Source organism: Sporomusa sp. GT1 (assembly GCF_014634905.1).
Taxonomy (GTDB): domain Bacteria; phylum Bacillota; class Negativicutes; order Sporomusales; family Sporomusaceae; genus Sporomusa; species Sporomusa sphaeroides.
In genome coordinates, this window is sequence record NZ_BMBX01000007.1 from 125,499 (window position 1) to 143,407 (window position 17,909).

Sequence of the window (17,909 nt, forward strand, 5' to 3'; positions counted from 1 at the left end):
GACTAAATCGCGCCTTCCCATTTCAGGACAAACTGGGCAATAATGGCGGCGAAAATAAACGTCCCGGTAATTACTGCCAGCGCTACCGGTACGATACGCCATGACAGCTTTTTAAACATCTCAATATCTTTCCCCACCGACAAACCGGCATAGGCCAAAACCGGCGTGGTAATGGCTAAAAACTGTACCTTTTTGGTGGTCTCAATAATCCAGGCACTGCCGGGAAAAGCCGGGAGAGAGAGAATAACGGCAACAAAGGATATCCAAAAAACCATAGGCAATTTATTAAGCACAGGTATTTGGCTAAGAATCATGCCAACAAGGCCAATCGCGACAATAACAGCAATGCCCAGCAGCGAACTATACCAATCGACTTTATAACCGATCAGATTGGCAACCGCCACAAACAAGCCTGTGATTATCAGGACAATGGTCATATTCAGCAGCTTGCCCATTATATCCGCTCCTCTGCAATTTTTTTATTGCGCTGAAACTTGCTTAAGAAATTGTACAGCTTGTTCGCCAGCGGCAAAGAGAAAAAGAGACTTACATAAATGCCCAAAATCGTAGACATCAGGTTGGCAGCTCCCGCATAGGCCCGGATCTGCTGCTCCATATCCGGATAGGCTGCAATAATGGAACCGACAGAGGCGGCCATCATACTGCCGCTGCCTACACCCGACCCCATCGCTAACGCATACGGATGGAACACACCCAATTTAGCCACAATACCGGTCAAAATCGCCAGCCACACGGCACCAAACAGCGTACCGCAGATATACATCGCCATTACGCCGCGGCCTTCCGGTGAATCAAGGCCATATTTCTCCGCAACGATGGCAATATTCGGTTCCCTGGCAACCGAATAGGTAGCGCCAACGGCTTCTCTGCCCATATTCAGCAATACGGCAATCGGCAGGCCTAAAAGCACTGTCCCGAAAAAATGCCCTATTTCCTGAAACAATAGCGCCCCTTTTGAATGAAATAAGAGGGAAAGATTAGGTCCTATATCCAGCCCGATCTTGACAATTAACAGCATCATGGCAACCGGCAATATTCCGGCAGCTGTTTCCATTTGCTTGGTGGACAGAATATTAAACCTGGGAAAGCTGACCACGCCGCCTAATACCATCGCATGCAACAAAGGCAATAAAATAATGAGACCATACTTTATCATCCCAATCTGCTCTGATATAACAACAATGATGAGCACTAACATGTGGATTTTCCAATTGCGCAAAATGTCCATTACATCACTCCCCAATTATTACTGTGAAACCAGTTTCCATAACCAAATCTTCCATGCTTGTTGCAAATTCCCCCTTATTTTAGGAATATATACGGAATATTTCCTAAAATAATTATATAACAATCTGCTTAGAACTATCAAGTAATTTTGTTGGAACCAGATTATGTATATAAAGAAACTTATACAACAAGCAAACAGCCTGCTTAACACACTATGGTTAAGCAGGCTGTTACCCTGACAGACAACATGACTTTTTTGCGAGCAGACTAGCTAGCAGCGGCTTGCATGCCCATCAAGCCTTTTAATGCTTGGACGCAGCCAGTTGATACAACTTGCTGGGCCGCCCCCTGCTTGCCGCAGACTCTTCGCCGGCCTGCTCGGCCAGGCCAGCCTCACACAGACTGGTTATAATCCGCCGCACATTCCTTTCGGTAACCGACAGCTGAGCAGCCAGCTGGGCAGCCGAAAAAGCCCCCCAGCCCATCCGGTGTATGATGTTCTCGATTTTGCGGTAGGTCTTGATTCCCACACCGGCCTGATTCAACTTCTTCAATAAAGCTGTATCGTTAGAATAAAAGTCATAACTCAATCCCTTGCCGCGCCCAACAACTTCGACTATTTTGCCATCATCCTGCACAATAATGATCCGGTTTTCCTTTTGTTCTCTGGTATTGCGCAGAGCCCGGTGGGCATTGATTTCAGCAGCAAAAACCGTTTGGCCGAAGCCAATGCCGGCGGTGACGGGAACGTCAATATTTACTGCCAGTATTAATCGCTCAATTGTAGCTTGCAGCATGGCTATTTCCCGTTCCACAGCCCCGCGGGAACTAAAGATCTCATACACCCCTCTGCCTTTATCCAGGAGATAGCCGTCCAAACTCTTGCAAAGCGGCAGCAAAATCTCCTTAAGTCTCAACTCCAGCAGCTGCAAATCATAGGGCGTCCTGGCCTTTTCAATAATCTCGCCATAGCTGCCAACTTCAATAATGACCAGACCGACCTGGGTATTTTTGAAATAGGACGACTTTACCTTCTCGATGATAATTTTTAAGGATTGATAAATTTCTCGTTCAGTCAACGTAAAATGGTAAACAGGAATTCCTTCTTTTTGCAGCGCATTCATAACACTGCGCAAAGCAGTTATCACGCCATCAATTTTTTCTGCCCGCCATAATTCAAGATGAAACCGGATGATCTCTTCCGGATTATACCGGCGGGTATAATACTTAATGTAGAAATCGCTCCACGGTATCCCTGTCGCCTGCAATAGCTTCTCTATATCCACTTCCTCTTCAATGATATCAACAGAGATGCGCTGCAAAACCACCTTGTGATCAAAGGCCATCTGCAGACAACACTGGTAAAATCCGCCGCCCATGGTCTGACAATAGGCCACAGTATCGGCTGCCTCCAGATAGTCCCCGGCAATAATATACGGAACCGGACCGGAAAAAAGCCAGCCTTTTACCTTGGCGCGATTGTTCTCTAAAATAGATTGGATCTCAGCTTCATCATCATAGGCAAAGGGAATACATTCAATTTCACGCTCAAATTCTTCGGCCACCCTGAGTATCCGCTCTACCGAGCGTTCAGGACCGACAACACCAATTCTGTGCATGCTCATTACTCCTTGTTTCGGGACAAGGGGACAGGTACCTTGTCCCACTCGCTGCTGCCAATTGTCCTTGGATCTATAGTACCCAATACAGGTTCAGGCTTGTTGACAATATTTTGATAAGTATAGTATTTAAATATGCCGCGTCAAAATCCCTTTCTCTGTGGTCCTATGGCTTATTCTTTTTTCATAAGTCTCAAGCGATAAAAAAACATGGTTTACATCGAGCCTTTGGCTTCAGAGAAGCGGAGGTTAAGCGCCAGCGGCGCAGCGTTATAGGATGATTGTCTGCGCCGGGCCTTGCGTTGGCGCACAAAACTTATATTCCAGGGAATAAAAAAAGCCGCGAAATCGCGGCTTTTTAAAAGCAAACCACTGCCAAAGCCCCGGAAGCTATGTTGGCAGAACAATTAATCTTCCCGGATAGTTCCATCTGTGCCAATAATCACTACACGCCAAGGAATCATCTTGCCGCTGGCTACCAGGGCCTCTTTGACGGCATTGGCCAAACCGCTACAGCAAGGCACCTCCATCCGGATTACGGTAAGACTCTTGATTTCATGCAACTTGAGAATTTCCGTCAGTTTGGCGGCATAATCGGCCTTATCCAGCTTAGGACAGCCGATAAGCGTGATCTTGTTGCGCATGAACCCGGCATGCAGGTTGGCATGGGCATAGGCCGCGCAATCGGCTGCCACCAGTACATGCGCCTGATCAAAGAACGGAGCGTTGACCGGTACCAGTTGCAATTGACAGGGCCATTGCCGTAATTCGGAACCGGCAACAACCGCTTCCTTAGGACTAACAGCAGTATCTTTTTTGATTTCCTTGACTGTGTTCCCAGGACAGCCGCATGCCAGTGGCGGAGCACTTACCGGTGGCTTGCCACTTTCAATATGCGCTTGAACAGCAGCTTCGTCAAAGGCCTCGGCCTCCCGTTCGATTATGGCAATAGCGTCTCTGGGGCAGTCCGGCAAACACGCCCCCAGGCCGTCGCACAAGTTATCTGACAGCAGTTTAGCCTTGCCATCAACCAATTGGAGAGCTGCCTCATGACATGCTCCGATACAAAGTCCGCAACCATCACATTTTTCTTCATCTATTTTAACAATTTTCCGTATCACAGGTATTCCTCCCTTATTATTTATTATATACCCCGCCCCGGCGCCGCCGCATTTCCCCGGCCGTACAAGCGCGTTTCGGCAGGTTATCTTCCTGGCTATAGAATACAATAAACGGCAAGCCGTCGTCAGTGATTAAAATCACAGGAATTGTTTTTGCCGAACAAATATAAAGCAGACTGATGCCATGGTTTTAGCAATCAGTCTGTTTTACATTTCAGGCATATGTTAGTTGCTGCCTGCCGCTGCCAGCAATTGGTTTTCAGTATCAGCCAACCAAATTCCCGGCCTCATCAAACTCCATTTCCATCAGTTCACCGCAAATTTCAATATCGGGATTGGCCTGCGCTTCAGCTAGCAGTGCTTCAGAAATAATTATCTCTCCTATGTGGAGTGTATCTTGAATTCTAACCAGCTTGACCTGGGACAGATCGGCGATATTGCAGGTTTTAATGGCAGCCATTATGGCTTCCCGGTCATCGGCCAGCATCATCGGCATGCGGGCAGGCCCCGGAGTTGTATTGGTAATCAAATTGGCATAAGTGTAATCAAAATCTACTTTATTAAACAATTTGCGGGTAGTATAATCGGCAACGCCAATGCCGCAGGCATTGCCATTAGTCTCTTTGCTCAAATCAAGCACTACCACTTTGTTGGCATCCAGACCGCCGCTGGCATAAGGAGTGGGAAAACGCCCGGTGATATTGGGATCCATACCATCGCCGGATATTTCCTTGCCTATTCGGTCTACAATCAGCACATCAACAGCATCAAACAGTATCCGCGGCATCTTGGCTTTGGCCTCAGGCAGCAATTGCTGGTCGACTTCCATGATTTTCTCTGCCGGAACAGCCACCAGGGTGGATATCCGGTCATAAGCGTTCTCAACGGTGGCGATGCCGAACAAAATCTTGCAGCACGCCAGTTTCACCTGAGCCATTTCAAAAACATGTTCAGCCATATGTTTAAAACTAAAGTGGTGACAGGTTTCCGCCCCTTTTTGTTTACCAAGGCCAATGCTGAGCATTTTCGCCAACCCGCTTTCGCAAGGTCCCCGGTAAGCCGTATGCGGCTTTACCCTGTTGATAATTACAATCCCGTCTGCTTCATAAGCCGCTTTATCCATATGCACAACAAGCCCGTTTTTGATTTTGCCGACTTCCACCACTTCCATGGAGGAAATAATGGGACAGCCGGCACTCTCTTCGGTAACGCCAAGATTGGCCAGCACTTTGGCTTGCCCGGCAGCGGTAGCGCCGCCATGGCTGCCCATGGCCGGGACGATGAAGGGTTCTCCGCCCCGCTGTTTAATTTCCTGCACTGTCAGCCGTACCAGTTCAGGAAGCCTGTCAAGTCCCCGGCTGCCAACCGCGACAGCAATGCGCATACCTGGCTTTATCCTGTCAGCGATATCCGGTTTGGCAAATTCCTGGCGCATGGCTGCCGAGATATCGCTGATCTCCGTTACTTTGAATTTTTGCCGGACTTTGACTACCCGCGGCAGTGGTGTTCCTTTGAGCAATTCCTGTATGATCCCCATTTGCAATTCCCCCTTCTTCTATAGCATTACATGCTTGGACCAATTCGCATAATCGAGAAATCATTATGTCCCAAGACCTCGGCCTTAGTTATTTTTCCGGATGCCACCGCCAGCATTTCGGCAAATATCCGTTCTCCGACCTGCCGGACTGTTTCATCACCGGTTATGACGGTGCCGGCATTGATATCCATATTGTCGTTCATTTTTTGAAACAAGGCCGTATTGGTAGCTACCTTGATGGTAGGGGCAATCGGCGAGCCGGTGGGAGTACCACGCCCGGTGGTGAAAACACAGATATGACAGCCGCCTGCCACCATACCGGTCAATTGTTCAATATCATTGCCGGGAGTATCCATAAAGACCAGCCCTTTGGTTGTCACCTTTTCCGCCCAGCCGATGACGTCCTGCAACGGGCGCGTTCCACCCTTATATACACAGCCCAGCGATTTTTCTTCGATTGAGGACAGCCCGCCCTCAATATTACCCGGAGTCGGATTGCTGCCCCGCATATCTACACCCATCTGCTTGGCAGACTCTTCGAAAGCCGCTATGGTTGCGTAGCACTTCTGTTTTACCGCCTCATTGACTGCCCTTTCAGCAATAATATGCTCGGCACCGATCAACTCCGCCGTCTCGGCAAGTATCGCCGTACCACCGGCGTCGATCAGCATATCACTGACCGCTCCCAGGGCCGGGTTGCCTGACAGGCCCGAACAGGCATCAGAACCGCCGCATTCGGTGCCGAGGATGAGTTCCGCTGCAGCAATAGGCTCGCGTTTCAGCATTGACGCCTCAATCATCATATTCTGAGCGGCAACGGCACCGGCTTGTATGGATTTATTGGAGCCGCCCTCGTCTTGAATAATGATGGTATGCACCGGTTTGTACGGACATTGTTTTTTGATTTCAGCCGCAATATCCTGGGCCCGTATTACTTCGCAGCCCAAACCGACGACTACCACCCCGTAAACATTGGGATGAATGCCATGCCCGATAAAAGCGCGCGCCGTCTGCTCGGCATCGGCCCCCAGCTGCGAACAGCCATGTTGATGTTCCACCCAGACGGTGCCGCGGACATTGGCGGCAATCCCCCGTGCTACCTGGTTGGCGCAATTTACTGTCGGTAAAACAAATACATGATTGCGAATTCCCACCGTTCCGTCCGGACGACGATAGCCCATAAAGTTCATCATTTACCACTCCTATGCTGCATTTTTATTTACCCGCCAGGTCGCCGCGCCCGCGGCAGCCGACTAAATTATGAACATGGGTATGCTGTCCGGCCATAATATCGGTAGTTGCTATCCCAATAACTTCACCATATTTAATAATTCTTTCGTCCTTGGAAATATCCCGGATGGCAACTTTATGCCCAAAAGGAATGCGATTGGTTACCTGCAGGCGTACTGTTTCACCATTAGCCTGGATCGCAATGTCCGAACCGGCTTCAATATCCTCGGTCACGGTTGCAACATTGTCTTTGGCTTTCATCACAATGGCTTTGAATTTATTCACACGTTTTCCTCCAAGCCTCATTTACTCACTTTCTGCCGGACAACTAGTCCGCCACAGTTCCCTGCCTGATGAGCGGGAATGTCGGCGGCTTGCCTGTAAATGGGCAGCTTGTCCGGAAGTCAGCTCTGAATTATTAACATTAGCAATTTTCATGCCAAGCTAAGTCCTGGAGTTTTGTGTGGTCACATACCTGGCTTTTACCGGCCTCTCCCTGCCGAAACAGGATACTGGCAAAGCCTATAAAACTTTACTTTCGGGAAACACAACGTTTCAGTCGCAACATTATGTTTCCCGAATTTGTTTCACTACGGTTTTTGCCGTTGCCGCAGCTTTCGCCACAGTGTAGTGCGGCTAATTCCCAGCCTTTTAGCGGCTTGCGTATAATTGTATTTTTCCTCAAACAAGATTTGCTCCAGTTTATGCCGTTCTGTCATATCCGGTCCCGTATGGCCGTCAATGTCGTCATGGAGTATGTGCCCGGAGGCAGACAGTTCTTCCCGTACCATCCGTTCCTCAATAAACGGGCCCGGAGCAAGCAGTTTTATCCTTTCAATCACGTTTTCCAATTCGCGAATATTTCCCCGCCAAAATTGCTTTTGCAAAAATTTCACTGCCTCTGCGGTAATCCCCACAATATGACTGTGCGGGGATTTCTCCAAAAAGCGGTTTACCAGTTCCGGAATATCCTCAACCCGTTCTCTAAGCGGCGGAATATGCAAGCGAAGAACGTCCAGACGGTAATACAAATCGGCCCGGAATTTCCTTTCGTCAACTAAGTGCATCATATCCTGATTAGTCGCCGCCAAAATGCGTACATTTACCGGAATGACACTATCGGCTCCCAGCCGCATCACTTCTTTTTCCTGCAAAACACGCAGCAGTCTTGCCTGGACCGATAGCGGCATATCGCCAATCTCGTCCAAAAAAATAGTTCCATTGTGCGCAAGCTCGAATAATCCGGATTTCCCACCTTTCTTCGCACCGGTAAAAGCGCCTTCCTCATAGCCGAAGAGTTCACTTTCCAGTAAAGACTCCGGCAGCGCCGCACAGTTAATTGCCACAAAGGGTCCCTTTTGCCGCAGACTCTGGTTATGAATACTCTGGGCAACCCACTCTTTACCGGTTCCCGATTCACCGGTTATCAGCACAGTAGCGTCATTGGCGGCATATTGCCGCACCCGCTCCTTAATAACTTTCATTTGCCCGGAAGCAGCGCTTAATTGTTCCAGGTGAACTTTGGCTACAAGACCTTTCTTATTCAGCTTTTGCCGTACAAGCTGTTCAAAATTCTGCAATTGTGTAACATCCTGCACATTAGCGATTGCGCCGACAATATCTTCGCCCAGTTTAATCGGAATTCGCCTGATCGCAAATACCCGGTTATTTACCCGCCGTACACTTTCCCGTTCGCCGGTATCGCCTGTCAGGCACCCCCGCAAGCCATCGTCCGGAATCATGTCCCCGATTTTCCTGCCAATAACCTCAGAGCCTGACAACTGGTATATCCGTTCTATGGCCGGGTTAAAAATAGTAATCTGTTCATTTTTGTCAATGGCGATGATTCCGTCAGCCGACGTATCAATAATGGTCCGGAATAGTTCTGCCTTTTCCCGTTCGCGCCGACGCACATCGGCGAGATTGCCTGCCTCAATGATGGCTTTGCGCACAGATTCTACCGAAGATTCGATAAGCCCAACCTTTAGTCCGCGTGGCGTAAGCAGCTTAACCGCGGAAGCATCTCCCAGAAGTGTGCCGATACCCTGGCGGCCAGCCTTCTCCAGCACTTCTTCCTCAATCCGCAGCTCGTTGTCTATAAAAATCTCCTGGATGGGTATGCCCAGCAAATCGCCCAGCTTTTCACACTCAAACAAAAAACGCCGCATAAATATTACGCCCACCGTACCGGAAACATGACCCATACTTTTTAAAGCCCTGAGAATATCAAAAGCGGTAACCTGAATCTCGACTACCGGCACATCCACATGCTTGGCAATCAAAGTCGCTGTGCCTCCACGGCTGATGATAACAGCTGTACCCCTTTTTACCGCCTGGCAGGCTTGCTCTAAACCGGCTTCCAACAGACCTGGCAGTACTTCTATCTCGCCCGGCCAATGCAAATCGTTTTGGGCCAGCACTTCCCGGGCGGCATCCATAATGTTATCCATCGGAGCAATAATAGTAATCTTCATAAATCCTACCTCTTTTGCACAGGTACCGGCTCACAAGCTGCCAGGTTCCGGTCCTCAGTGACAACCGGAACAGCAGCCGCCGCATTGCCCCCGGCTAATAGCCGCATCGCAGCCGCCTGTTGCTGTTTTGGACATTTGTGCCGGAGCCGTTACCGACAGCACCTTGGTTAAAGCATCTTCACCGCAGTCAGGACAGAGGACACCGGGTTTAGCTGTACCCATTTTTTGTAATAATTCTACTGTCCTGCCACAGGTTTTACATGAATATTCGTATATTGGCATGCAAATCCGCCCCCTTCAACATCCGTTATATTACCTTTATGGTTATTATGACTATTTCTTTTGTTGACGGCAAGTTTCCTGCTAAAAAAAACCTGCAACCAGGGTCTGGTTGCAGGTCCGGAATTTGCTATCCTTTTTTCCGCCAAACTATTATTTCTTCACAGTTGCCTTCCACAACCCGTGCAGATTACAGTAGGCATATACATCGACTTCCGTCTCTTTACAGGCACAAAAAGCAGCTTCTGCCGCTTGCCCGGCTTCAAAATGCACGCGCTGCACCCGGTTGCCGGCAACAACGGCAACCCATTGAATATAATGCTCCGGGGTCATCGGATGCGCTGCACTGCCAACCTTAACAACAACTTCTCCGGTTTCAGCAAATTCAGCCACCGGCAGATGTTTTTCCGTGGACGCCTCCACAGTATTAGGCTCCAAAAGCTCCATGCCCTTGCCACAGCAAACTACCTGAGCATCGGCTTTGGAGCAAGTCAGCGCATAGGAGCTGCCGCTGCATTTGAGCTGCGCTTTGCCCATTTCAACCACTTCCAGCATGTAGCCACAATCAGAGCATCTGTAAACACCTAAATTTTTTGCCATACGTAAATTCCTCCTCTTTTAAGATAAGACGTATTTCATACTACATATACCATTCTAATGTTTCTTCTTACTATTGTAAAGATTATCCTTAAGTAGTTTCTAGCTTCATTCTGTAATTTCCTTCCTTTTTTGTTGCGTCTGATTAAATTTTCTAAATTATTTATATATTTCAGCAAAAAACTACCAAGCTATCAAGCCGGCAAATAATTGTCAAATAGAAAAAACCTCCTGCGATAGCAAGAGGTTTTTCGCGGTGTACTTATATTTTGATATCAATAATGGCCGATACTCCGACTCCCTGTACCCGGCTAAACTTGGTGGGATTGGTGCTGTCGCCGGGGATCAAGGCTTTAACCCTGAACTGGTTGCCGTTAAAGTTGCCTTCTACCTGCATTACGGCTTTGGTTCTATCAACCAACTCCTGAGAACCGGTAATCTGGGCAGCTCCTATGTAACCATGGTTGCCAACAGATATAATGGGAACTACCTTAGTGGCAAATTCTGTGCCTGCATTATGTTTAAAGGTTAATTTGTTGATGAAATCGTTAAGTGGCGACGAGAATTTATCTATAAGAATACCTATGCCGCCGACTTTTAAAACATCTCCCAAACTAAAAGCTTGCGATGCGGGTATAGCGGTAACAGATAGCAGGCAAACAAGCAACAGACCGGTAATAACTTGTTTCTTCATGTAAATTTCCTCCATGTTAAATTAGTATTTCTACTTTAGCTAATTATACACAGCCATTGACTGATTAGTCAAATCTTATTGAAACTGAAATAAGCTTTTGGGCAAGATTTTGTCCATTTATATCTGTTTTTAATAGAATAGCTGCGTTTTTAGCCATATCGTTAAGCATTAACCTTTGTCAATATCTGAAAAAACCGACTCAATCAGCCGTCCGGCAATCGTATTATTTTTAGGCCGCGGCGGCAGATTGTCACGGCCGTACCAACCGGCGGCGTCAATCTCTTCCCCGTCGACAATAATTTCTCCGCTATCATATTCGGCAGTAAAACCCACCATTAATGAGTCGGGAAAGGGCCAAGGCTGACTGCCAAAATACCTTACATTCTTAACTTTGATACCAACCTCTTCCATTATCTCTCTCATTACACAAGCTTCGAAGGTCTCTCCCGGTTCCACAAAGCCTGCAAGCACACTGTACCATTTGGGTCTGAAATTCTTATTATGTGCCAGCAAAATCTGATCACCGCGCACAACTGCCACAATTACGGCAGGCGAAATCCGGGGATAATATACGGCACCACAACCAGGACACAGTTTGGCCAGCTCGGTTTGTTTCCATTCTGTCATGGCTGCACATCGGCCGCAAAACTTACTCATCCGGTTCCAGTTAACAATTTGGAAGGCTCTGCCTGCCAGCAGAAAAACTTCTTCCTCCAACAGCCCCAGCAATGAGCGTAAATCCTGAAAAGCCATACCCGGCGGAGCAGCCGCCGCCTCAGCCACTTCCATACAATAACACGGATATCCATCCAGCTTGCCGAGATATTGCTTGCTCAAAAATTCCATTTCCACTGCTTTAAAATCTTCAGCGGCAGGGATGCCCGGGTGTTCCGTATTGAGTTTAACCAGCATTTGCGCATCGTTAAAAATAAACAGCTGTGCCACTTCACCCTCATCACCATCAGGAAGATTAGCCGGCACATATCTGGCATACAGATTACTATCAGTCATAGGCAGTCACCTCTTTCTGTTATAGTATCTCTTCGTTGAAAATCTGATTTTCCCTTTACTGCTGCAGCCGGTGATGCTATGAAGTGCAGCGCCGAAAATTTTTGTTCTTATGCATGATAATAATCACAGAATATACAGGCTGTTCCAGGTAAAATAAAGAAAAGAATGTTGAACATCTTATATGTCAATATATTTGCGAAAGGTGGAGAAAGATGTTAGCAGATTTAAGTATTAAAGATTTTGCCAAGGCGGTGGCTGCCTATGATCCGGTAATGCCGGCAGGCGGCTGTGTTACAGCACTATCCGGCTTAATGGGTGTTTGCTTATTGGAGATGTCAGTAAACTCGGCTTACGGACGTCCGGAAGGGGAAAAATATGAAGAGCTTTTCCGGGATGCCAAAACACAGTTGACTGAGTTACATAATGAGTTATTAACTTATATCGAAAAAGATGCCGTTGCTTATAACAGAGTGCTTGCCGCCTGCAAACTGCAGAAATCCACCCCCCGGGAAGCCGAACACCGCAGGGCTGAAATTCAGGCAGCCGCTGTGTCAGCCATCCAAATACCTTTAAAAATAAGCGCAGCCTGCCTTGCCGCATTAGAACCGGGTATAATGCTTTTGCCAAAAGTTAAGCCCGGTGTGTTAGGGGATTTAATGATAGGCTTACTGGTAACTAAAACAGCCATTGAAGGCTCTCTTGCCGCGGCAAAAATAAATTTGCCGTTAATCAAGGAAGATACGCTTGTCAGGAGCTTCCAGGACCGGATTGATGAACTCCAGGCAAAATTTGATGCGGTAAAAACAAGGCTATAAGCAAAGAAGAGTTATAATTGCCAAAGCAATTTATAACTCTTCTTTGTATGTATACAGCTTTGCCAATGGGCAACAGCACCGATCCATTGAACCTTGATGAAAATTACAGCAGACCGTAAGCTTTCATTTCACTGCGCAGCAACGCAAGATTTCCGTCACTGAGTTCTGTCAGCGGCATACGGCAAAGACCGGCCTCGAAGCCCAGCAAGTTTACAGCGGCTTTAACCGGAATAGGGTTTACTTCACTAAATAACGCTTTTATGAGATTGAGTGTCTGAAGCTGCTGCCGGATAGCACCCTTGATATCGCCGGCAAAAAATTTCGCAACCATGTCGTGAGTATCCTTAGGAATGATATTGGCCATAACCGATATAACACCCTTGCCGCCCATTGACAGCACAGGCAAGACCACATTATCATCACCGGAATATACAGAAAAGTCTTCTCCGCATAAATTGACCACATCGCCAACCTGCCCCAGATTGCATTCCTTAACAGCAATAATATTATCAATTTCCGCTAAGGCTTGTATTGTCTCAGGGTTGATGTTCAAATTGGTTCTGCCAGGCACATTATACAGAATGACCGGTATCTTAACACTATCGGCAATGACTTTAAAATGTCCGTATAAGCCTTTTTGTGTGGCTTTGTTATAGTACGGAGTTACCGACAGCAGTCCGTCGGCACCAACCGCTTCAGCGGCTTTCGACAGCTCTATGGCATGGCGGGTATCGTTGCTGCCTGCGCCGGCAATAACCGGCACGCGCTTTTTGGTGGCTTCCACCACAAACTTAATAACGGCAATATGCTCATCATCCGGCATAGTGGAGGCTTCACCGGTAGTGCCACAGACCACAATGGCATCTGTGCCACCTTGGATTTGAAACTCAACCAGTTTTTCTAATACGGGATAATTGACACCGCTGTCTGTAAACGGAGTAACAACAGCTACTGCAGAACCGATAAACAATGGGTTCTTCATAAACATGACCACCTTTTATTTAAATTGGTACGTCAAAGTATAACTATTAATAATTATATCTTATAAAACAACCAATTTCTATATACTAATATCGCATTTTCACTGATTTCTCGCTAAAATTCGATGCATAAGAATAAGTTTATGCTGTATAAAAATCGATTGATCACTCACACCACCGCTGGAAACCATTGACCTCAATACCGAATTTCTCCAGAATTTTACCGATAATATGCCTGTTCATATCTTTTAGCTCCACAGGATTATTATAGTAGGTGAGCATTGGCGGCATAATCAATGCCCCCATTTCGGCCAGGGTCAGCATATTTCTTAGATGAATTGCACTGAGCGGACACTCACGGGTGGCTAATATCAGCCTTCTTTGTTCCTTAATGGTAACATCGGCGGCCCTAAGCAGCAGATTGTCCGCATAGCCGCAGGCAATGCCGGCAACAGTCTTCATACTGCAGGGAACAATAATCATGCCTTCGGTTCGATATGTACCGCTGGCTATGCTGGCACCAATATTATTGATATCATAAACCTTGTCAGCCAGTTGCATTACATCAGCTATTTTATAATCCGTCTCTTGCAGTATTGTTGCCTCAGCACCCTTGGAGATGACAAGATGGGTCTCATAGTCCGGCTTGTCCTTAAGCAATTGCAATAATTCTATACCTAATATGGCACCACTGGCTCCACTCATCCCTACTACTAATCGCCTTTTATTGTTTACTGGCATTATCTGTTACCCGCCTTTTGAATTCTCATGCTAACCAACGCCCGGTCTGCACCGGTTTGTTACTTGTATTATAATCACTGGGCGGCAATCCTGTCCATACAGTAAAAGCAACATGCGCAGACACTACCAGCTGCGAATGCTGCTTTTACTTGTTCAATTATTATTTTCCGGCTTAAACCTGAAACTTGCCGACAGCTTCCCTAAGTTCCATCGCTAAATGAGCAAGGCTCTGGCTGGAGGAGGCAATTTCCTCCATGGACGCGGATTGTTCCTCGGTAGCCGCCGATACCAGCTGGGCTTCGCCGGCTGCCGTCTTACCCAAGGTTTCAATCCGGTTTACCGATGTGACAATATGCCGGCTGCCACTGGCTATCTGTTCCATTGCGGCGGAGGTTTCCTTTATCTGGTCAGATACCTGGGTTACCAGGGTCACAATTTCCGTAAAAGCTTGTCCGGCAGCATTGACGACTTCTGCACCCACCTTTACTTCCCGGGTGCCGTCATTCATGGCTGTTACCGCTTTATCGGTATCACCCTGAATGCTGCCAATCAAGTCGGCGATCTGTTTAGCCGCTTCCTGGGACTGCTCGGCAAGCTTGCGCACTTCATCGGCAACAACGGCAAACCCGCGCCCCTGCTCCCCGGCCCGCGCCGCCTCAATAGCCGCATTAAGGGCCAGTAGGTTGGTCTGCCCGGCTATACCGGCAATGGTATCGACAATCTGTCCGATTTCCTTTGACCGTTCGCCCAATTCAGCTACTACTTCAGCGGAACTGTTGACCGTTTGTTCAATCTGCGCCATTTGGCTGATGGCTTTATTGACAGACTGACTGCCATCGGTTGCTTTAACCGCAGCCTGCGCCGATTGCAGGGCGACTTCCTGGGTGGTAGATGCAGCATGCTGGATGCTGGCCGATATTTGTTCAGCTACGGCGGCGCTTTCGTTAGCGGCGCTTAACTGTTCTGCCGTACCTGCCGCCACCTCGGTAATCGATGCGGCTACCTGATTGGCAGCCTCAGCCGATTGATCGGCACTGGCTGTCAACTGTTCACTGGAAGCAGCCAATTGCTCGGATTGAGAATGCACTTTCGCAACAAGTTCACGTAAATTTGTCCGCATCTGTCTGAAGCCCTGTGCCAGTTGGCCGATTTCATCCTCGCTGATAACCGTAGCCTCACGTTCCCGCAAGTCACCCCCGGCCAACAGCATACATTGATCCCGTATCAATGCAATAGGCTTGGTGAACTGCCTGGCAATGAATACGATGGCTGCCGCCGCAATGAATAAAGAAACCAGCGAAATGATCAGCATAATCCGCGCCAGGGCATCTGTGGCCTTAGTGGCTTCCGCCTCCGGCGCCGATACCACCATAACCCAGCGCTGACCGCCGGCAAGGTCGACTGGTGTAAATACCCCATCCCTGGTCACACCGCCAGCGAATTGGTATAAGCCGTGTGTTTGCTTCCCGGACTGAGCTGCGGTGGCAAACAGCGAAAGCAGACGGTCGTCAAGCTCTTTCTCCTGCAGCTTGAGTTCCTCATTGATCTTCTTTTCGGCAATATTGAGTTTCCCGGCAGCCTCAGGCATTCTCGGATGAGAGATAACGACCCCTGAATTATCGGCGATTAACCCATAGCCGGTATCAAGGAACTTCAGGTCCTTAATCAGCTCAGTCACCGCTTCCAGAGAATACGTCCCGCCTGTTATCCCTACCAGTTGTCCGTTGTTCATAACCGGTACGGCCAGAAAAACGGATATCTTACCTGTTGCCCGCGAAATAAGCGGTTCGGAGACATAGGGTTTCTTGATATCAAGTACTTTTTTGAAATATTCGCGGTCCTGATATTGGCCGGCAGTACCGTCGCCGCGAATCGCCGAGCCATCCGGCGAAATGAATAAAACAGTCTCAAACCCAACCTCTTTTTGTATCTCTGCCATGGCTGCAATAATCTGTGCCTTGTCAGTCCCGGTGCGGAAAGTCGGAGTTTGGGCCATATCCTCCAACTGAACCATAAGTTCCCTGATATTGCTTTGTAAACGGTTGCCATAATCGGTGCCGATTGCCTCAGCCGTTTTATCAACGCTTTCTTGCAAAGATTGGTTGGCAATATAGTAACTAACCCCCGACAACACACTCAACACCACGAGAATAAGTGGCAGCAGCCATATTAGCAAGCGCGCCTGAACCGTTTTAATTCTCATCGCAGACTCCTTTCATTCCCTACGTCATCACGGTCTTCCTGTGGATAACAAGTAGAAAAATACCATTTTTTGTCGCAATTGGCAATACTTTATCACACACTATCCCGTTGAGTCAAGAGATGTGTTGCTTCTTTATCTATTTTGTCTAGCCAAATCTCCGCAATAATGGTACTCTGTTTCCGTCTCAGCCACTCACCTCTATCCCGGCCTTGTAACTCCGCCGGGATAGCGCCCGGCAATAAAGCCAGTGCTGTTTTAAACGGTTCCAGTGCCGGAATACCTGCCTGAGCAGCCTGCGAAACAATATCAAATTCCGCAACAGTCAGTGACCCACGCCGCAAACTGTCGATGGCAACTGCAATTTTTTCCGGGTCAGGATGCTCCAGTAAAGCTGCCACTTTACCTGCTGCCGCGGCGGCCTGGAGCCAGTCTCCCGGCAAAGTCATGCGCTTGTTCCAGCAGGCTAAGCCTTCCGGTCCTATTGTTAAGCCCAATGCAGCAAACCTTACCTTGGGACTGGCGGTAACGTTTGCCACAGCATCCAGCCGCGTCATGGCAAGTGCAAATTCTTCCCGGGATAACTGCGCCATTTCTGTAAAAGCAATATCCAGTAAACGGCTCTGAGCCAAAACTTCAAAAAATCGCGCCGGCGCCTGAGCCGCCTGCATAACCTTCACCATTTCGGCCAGTATCCGTTCGGCCGGTTCGTCACTAAGCTCAGCCGCCGCGGCACTTGCAAGCGTCAGGGTATCAGCGTCTATCGCAAAACCCAATCGCGCCGCCTGGCTTGCCAGCCGCAAGGCGCGTATCGGGTCGTCGGCAAACTGCGGGCCGGTAGCGCGAAGCAGTTTGTTCTTAATATCCTGAACGCCCCCGAACGGGTCAACGACTTCTCCTGTCAAACAGTCAATGGCAATGGAGTTCACCGTTGTATCACGGCGGAATAAGTCCGCTTCAATGGTGATTTTCGGGTTTGACGCGATTTTAAACCCTTTGTAGCCGCTGCCGTCTTTTCGCTCTGTTCTGGCAAAGGCAACTTCACACCGCCGGCCATTAACATTCAGCCAAAACACCGGAAAATACTTCCCGCATTCGGAAGCTTCCGGAAAGAGCTGCTTGAAGTTTTTCTTAACCATGCCGACTACGCAAAAATCTATATCTTTCGGCGCAATTTCCATCACCATATCACGGACACAGCCCCCTACCCGATACAAACGCCCGCCATTTGCCAGAATGGTTTCCGCAAATACCCGTTCTGTTAATACTTCACCGCTCATCCGGCTGCCCCCTTACTCTTCTTTTTTAATACCCCGAGAAGCAAACGGCCTCACCCCCGCATTGCGCGCATGGGTGAAGCCGT

18 protein-coding genes are annotated in these 17,909 nt (G+C 48.3%); 1 reads left to right on the forward strand and 17 read right to left on the reverse strand.

What is annotated here, in order from left to right; all coding sequences use genetic code 11:
* Positions 1-2: 2 nt before the first annotated feature.
* From GT1_RS10815 to nudC, 13 genes are all read right to left on the reverse strand, one after another.
* The gene (locus GT1_RS10815; protein WP_075757708.1) at positions 3-455 is read right to left on the reverse strand and encodes a hypothetical protein; all 453 of its coding nucleotides are present in this window, start codon (positions 453-455) and stop codon (positions 3-5) included.
* The gene (locus tag GT1_RS10820; protein WP_188398709.1) at positions 455-1,249 is read right to left on the reverse strand and encodes a DUF3100 domain-containing protein; all 795 of its coding nucleotides are present in this window, start codon (positions 1,247-1,249) and stop codon (positions 455-457) included. Before GT1_RS10820 ends, GT1_RS10815 begins: the two co-directional genes overlap by 1 nt.
* Before the next feature lie 301 nt (positions 1,250-1,550).
* Complete coding sequence (locus tag GT1_RS10825) at positions 1,551-2,867, reverse strand: hypothetical protein (protein ID WP_188398710.1); 1,317 nt, start codon at positions 2,865-2,867, stop codon at positions 1,551-1,553.
* A gap of 407 nt (positions 2,868-3,274) precedes the next feature.
* Complete coding sequence (locus GT1_RS10830; protein ID WP_188398711.1) at positions 3,275-3,988, reverse strand: ATP-binding protein; 714 nt, start codon at positions 3,986-3,988, stop codon at positions 3,275-3,277.
* A 16-nt stretch (positions 3,989-4,004) separates the two neighbouring features.
* Complete coding sequence (locus tag GT1_RS22535) at positions 4,005-4,130, reverse strand: hypothetical protein (RefSeq protein WP_255430430.1); 126 nt, start codon at positions 4,128-4,130, stop codon at positions 4,005-4,007.
* 123 nt (positions 4,131-4,253) lie between these two features.
* Positions 4,254-5,525: a lactate racemase domain-containing protein gene (locus tag GT1_RS10835; RefSeq protein ID WP_188398712.1), complete on the reverse strand. Its 1,272-nt coding sequence runs from the start codon at positions 5,523-5,525 to the stop codon at positions 4,254-4,256.
* Positions 5,526-5,551: 26 nt separating this feature from the next.
* Positions 5,552-6,718, reverse strand: coding sequence for a UxaA family hydrolase (locus GT1_RS10840; protein WP_223226176.1), 1,167 nt, complete (start codon positions 6,716-6,718; stop codon positions 5,552-5,554).
* A 22-nt stretch (positions 6,719-6,740) separates the two neighbouring features.
* The gene (locus GT1_RS10845) at positions 6,741-7,040 is read right to left on the reverse strand and encodes a UxaA family hydrolase (RefSeq protein ID WP_083945709.1); all 300 of its coding nucleotides are present in this window, start codon (positions 7,038-7,040) and stop codon (positions 6,741-6,743) included.
* A 305-nt stretch (positions 7,041-7,345) separates the two neighbouring features.
* Positions 7,346-9,229 carry a sigma 54-interacting transcriptional regulator gene (locus tag GT1_RS10850; protein WP_188398713.1) on the reverse strand — a complete coding sequence of 628 codons (1,884 nt, stop codon included), beginning with the start codon at positions 9,227-9,229 and terminating at the stop codon, positions 7,346-7,348.
* A 54-nt stretch (positions 9,230-9,283) separates the two neighbouring features.
* Positions 9,284-9,511 (reverse strand): zinc ribbon domain-containing protein, encoded by a 228-nt coding sequence (locus GT1_RS10855; RefSeq protein ID WP_188398714.1) that lies wholly within the window; start codon positions 9,509-9,511, stop codon positions 9,284-9,286.
* Positions 9,512-9,661: 150 nt separating this feature from the next.
* Positions 9,662-10,108 (reverse strand): desulfoferrodoxin family protein, encoded by a 447-nt coding sequence (locus GT1_RS10860; protein ID WP_188398715.1) that lies wholly within the window; start codon positions 10,106-10,108, stop codon positions 9,662-9,664.
* A gap of 259 nt (positions 10,109-10,367) precedes the next feature.
* A complete protein-coding gene (locus GT1_RS10865; RefSeq protein WP_188398716.1) occupies positions 10,368-10,799 on the reverse strand; it encodes a hypothetical protein in 432 nt (143 codons plus the stop codon).
* A 168-nt stretch (positions 10,800-10,967) separates the two neighbouring features.
* Positions 10,968-11,810 (reverse strand): NAD(+) diphosphatase, encoded by an 843-nt coding sequence (gene nudC / locus GT1_RS10870; protein WP_188398717.1) that lies wholly within the window; start codon positions 11,808-11,810, stop codon positions 10,968-10,970.
* Between the two features lie 212 nt (positions 11,811-12,022).
* Here nudC and GT1_RS10875 point away from each other — a divergent pair, with 212 nt between their 5' ends.
* Positions 12,023-12,625 carry a cyclodeaminase/cyclohydrolase family protein gene (locus GT1_RS10875; protein ID WP_188398718.1) on the forward strand — a complete coding sequence of 201 codons (603 nt, stop codon included), beginning with the start codon at positions 12,023-12,025 and terminating at the stop codon, positions 12,623-12,625.
* Between the two features lie 103 nt (positions 12,626-12,728).
* Here the strand turns inward: GT1_RS10875 and dapA are convergent, their stop codons facing one another.
* The 4 genes from dapA to GT1_RS10895 form a co-directional block, all read right to left on the reverse strand.
* Complete coding sequence (dapA, locus tag GT1_RS10880; protein ID WP_188398719.1) at positions 12,729-13,607, reverse strand: 4-hydroxy-tetrahydrodipicolinate synthase; 879 nt, start codon at positions 13,605-13,607, stop codon at positions 12,729-12,731.
* 163 nt (positions 13,608-13,770) lie between these two features.
* Positions 13,771-14,346 (reverse strand): UbiX family flavin prenyltransferase, encoded by a 576-nt coding sequence (locus tag GT1_RS10885; protein WP_188398720.1) that lies wholly within the window; start codon positions 14,344-14,346, stop codon positions 13,771-13,773.
* Positions 14,347-14,518: 172 nt separating this feature from the next.
* Entirely contained in the window at positions 14,519-16,549 is a 2,031-nt protein-coding gene (locus tag GT1_RS10890) for a methyl-accepting chemotaxis protein (RefSeq protein WP_188398721.1), read from the reverse strand.
* A gap of 92 nt (positions 16,550-16,641) precedes the next feature.
* Positions 16,642-17,826: a CCA tRNA nucleotidyltransferase gene (locus GT1_RS10895; RefSeq protein WP_188398722.1), complete on the reverse strand. Its 1,185-nt coding sequence runs from the start codon at positions 17,824-17,826 to the stop codon at positions 16,642-16,644.
* Positions 17,827-17,909: the final 83 nt, after the last annotated feature.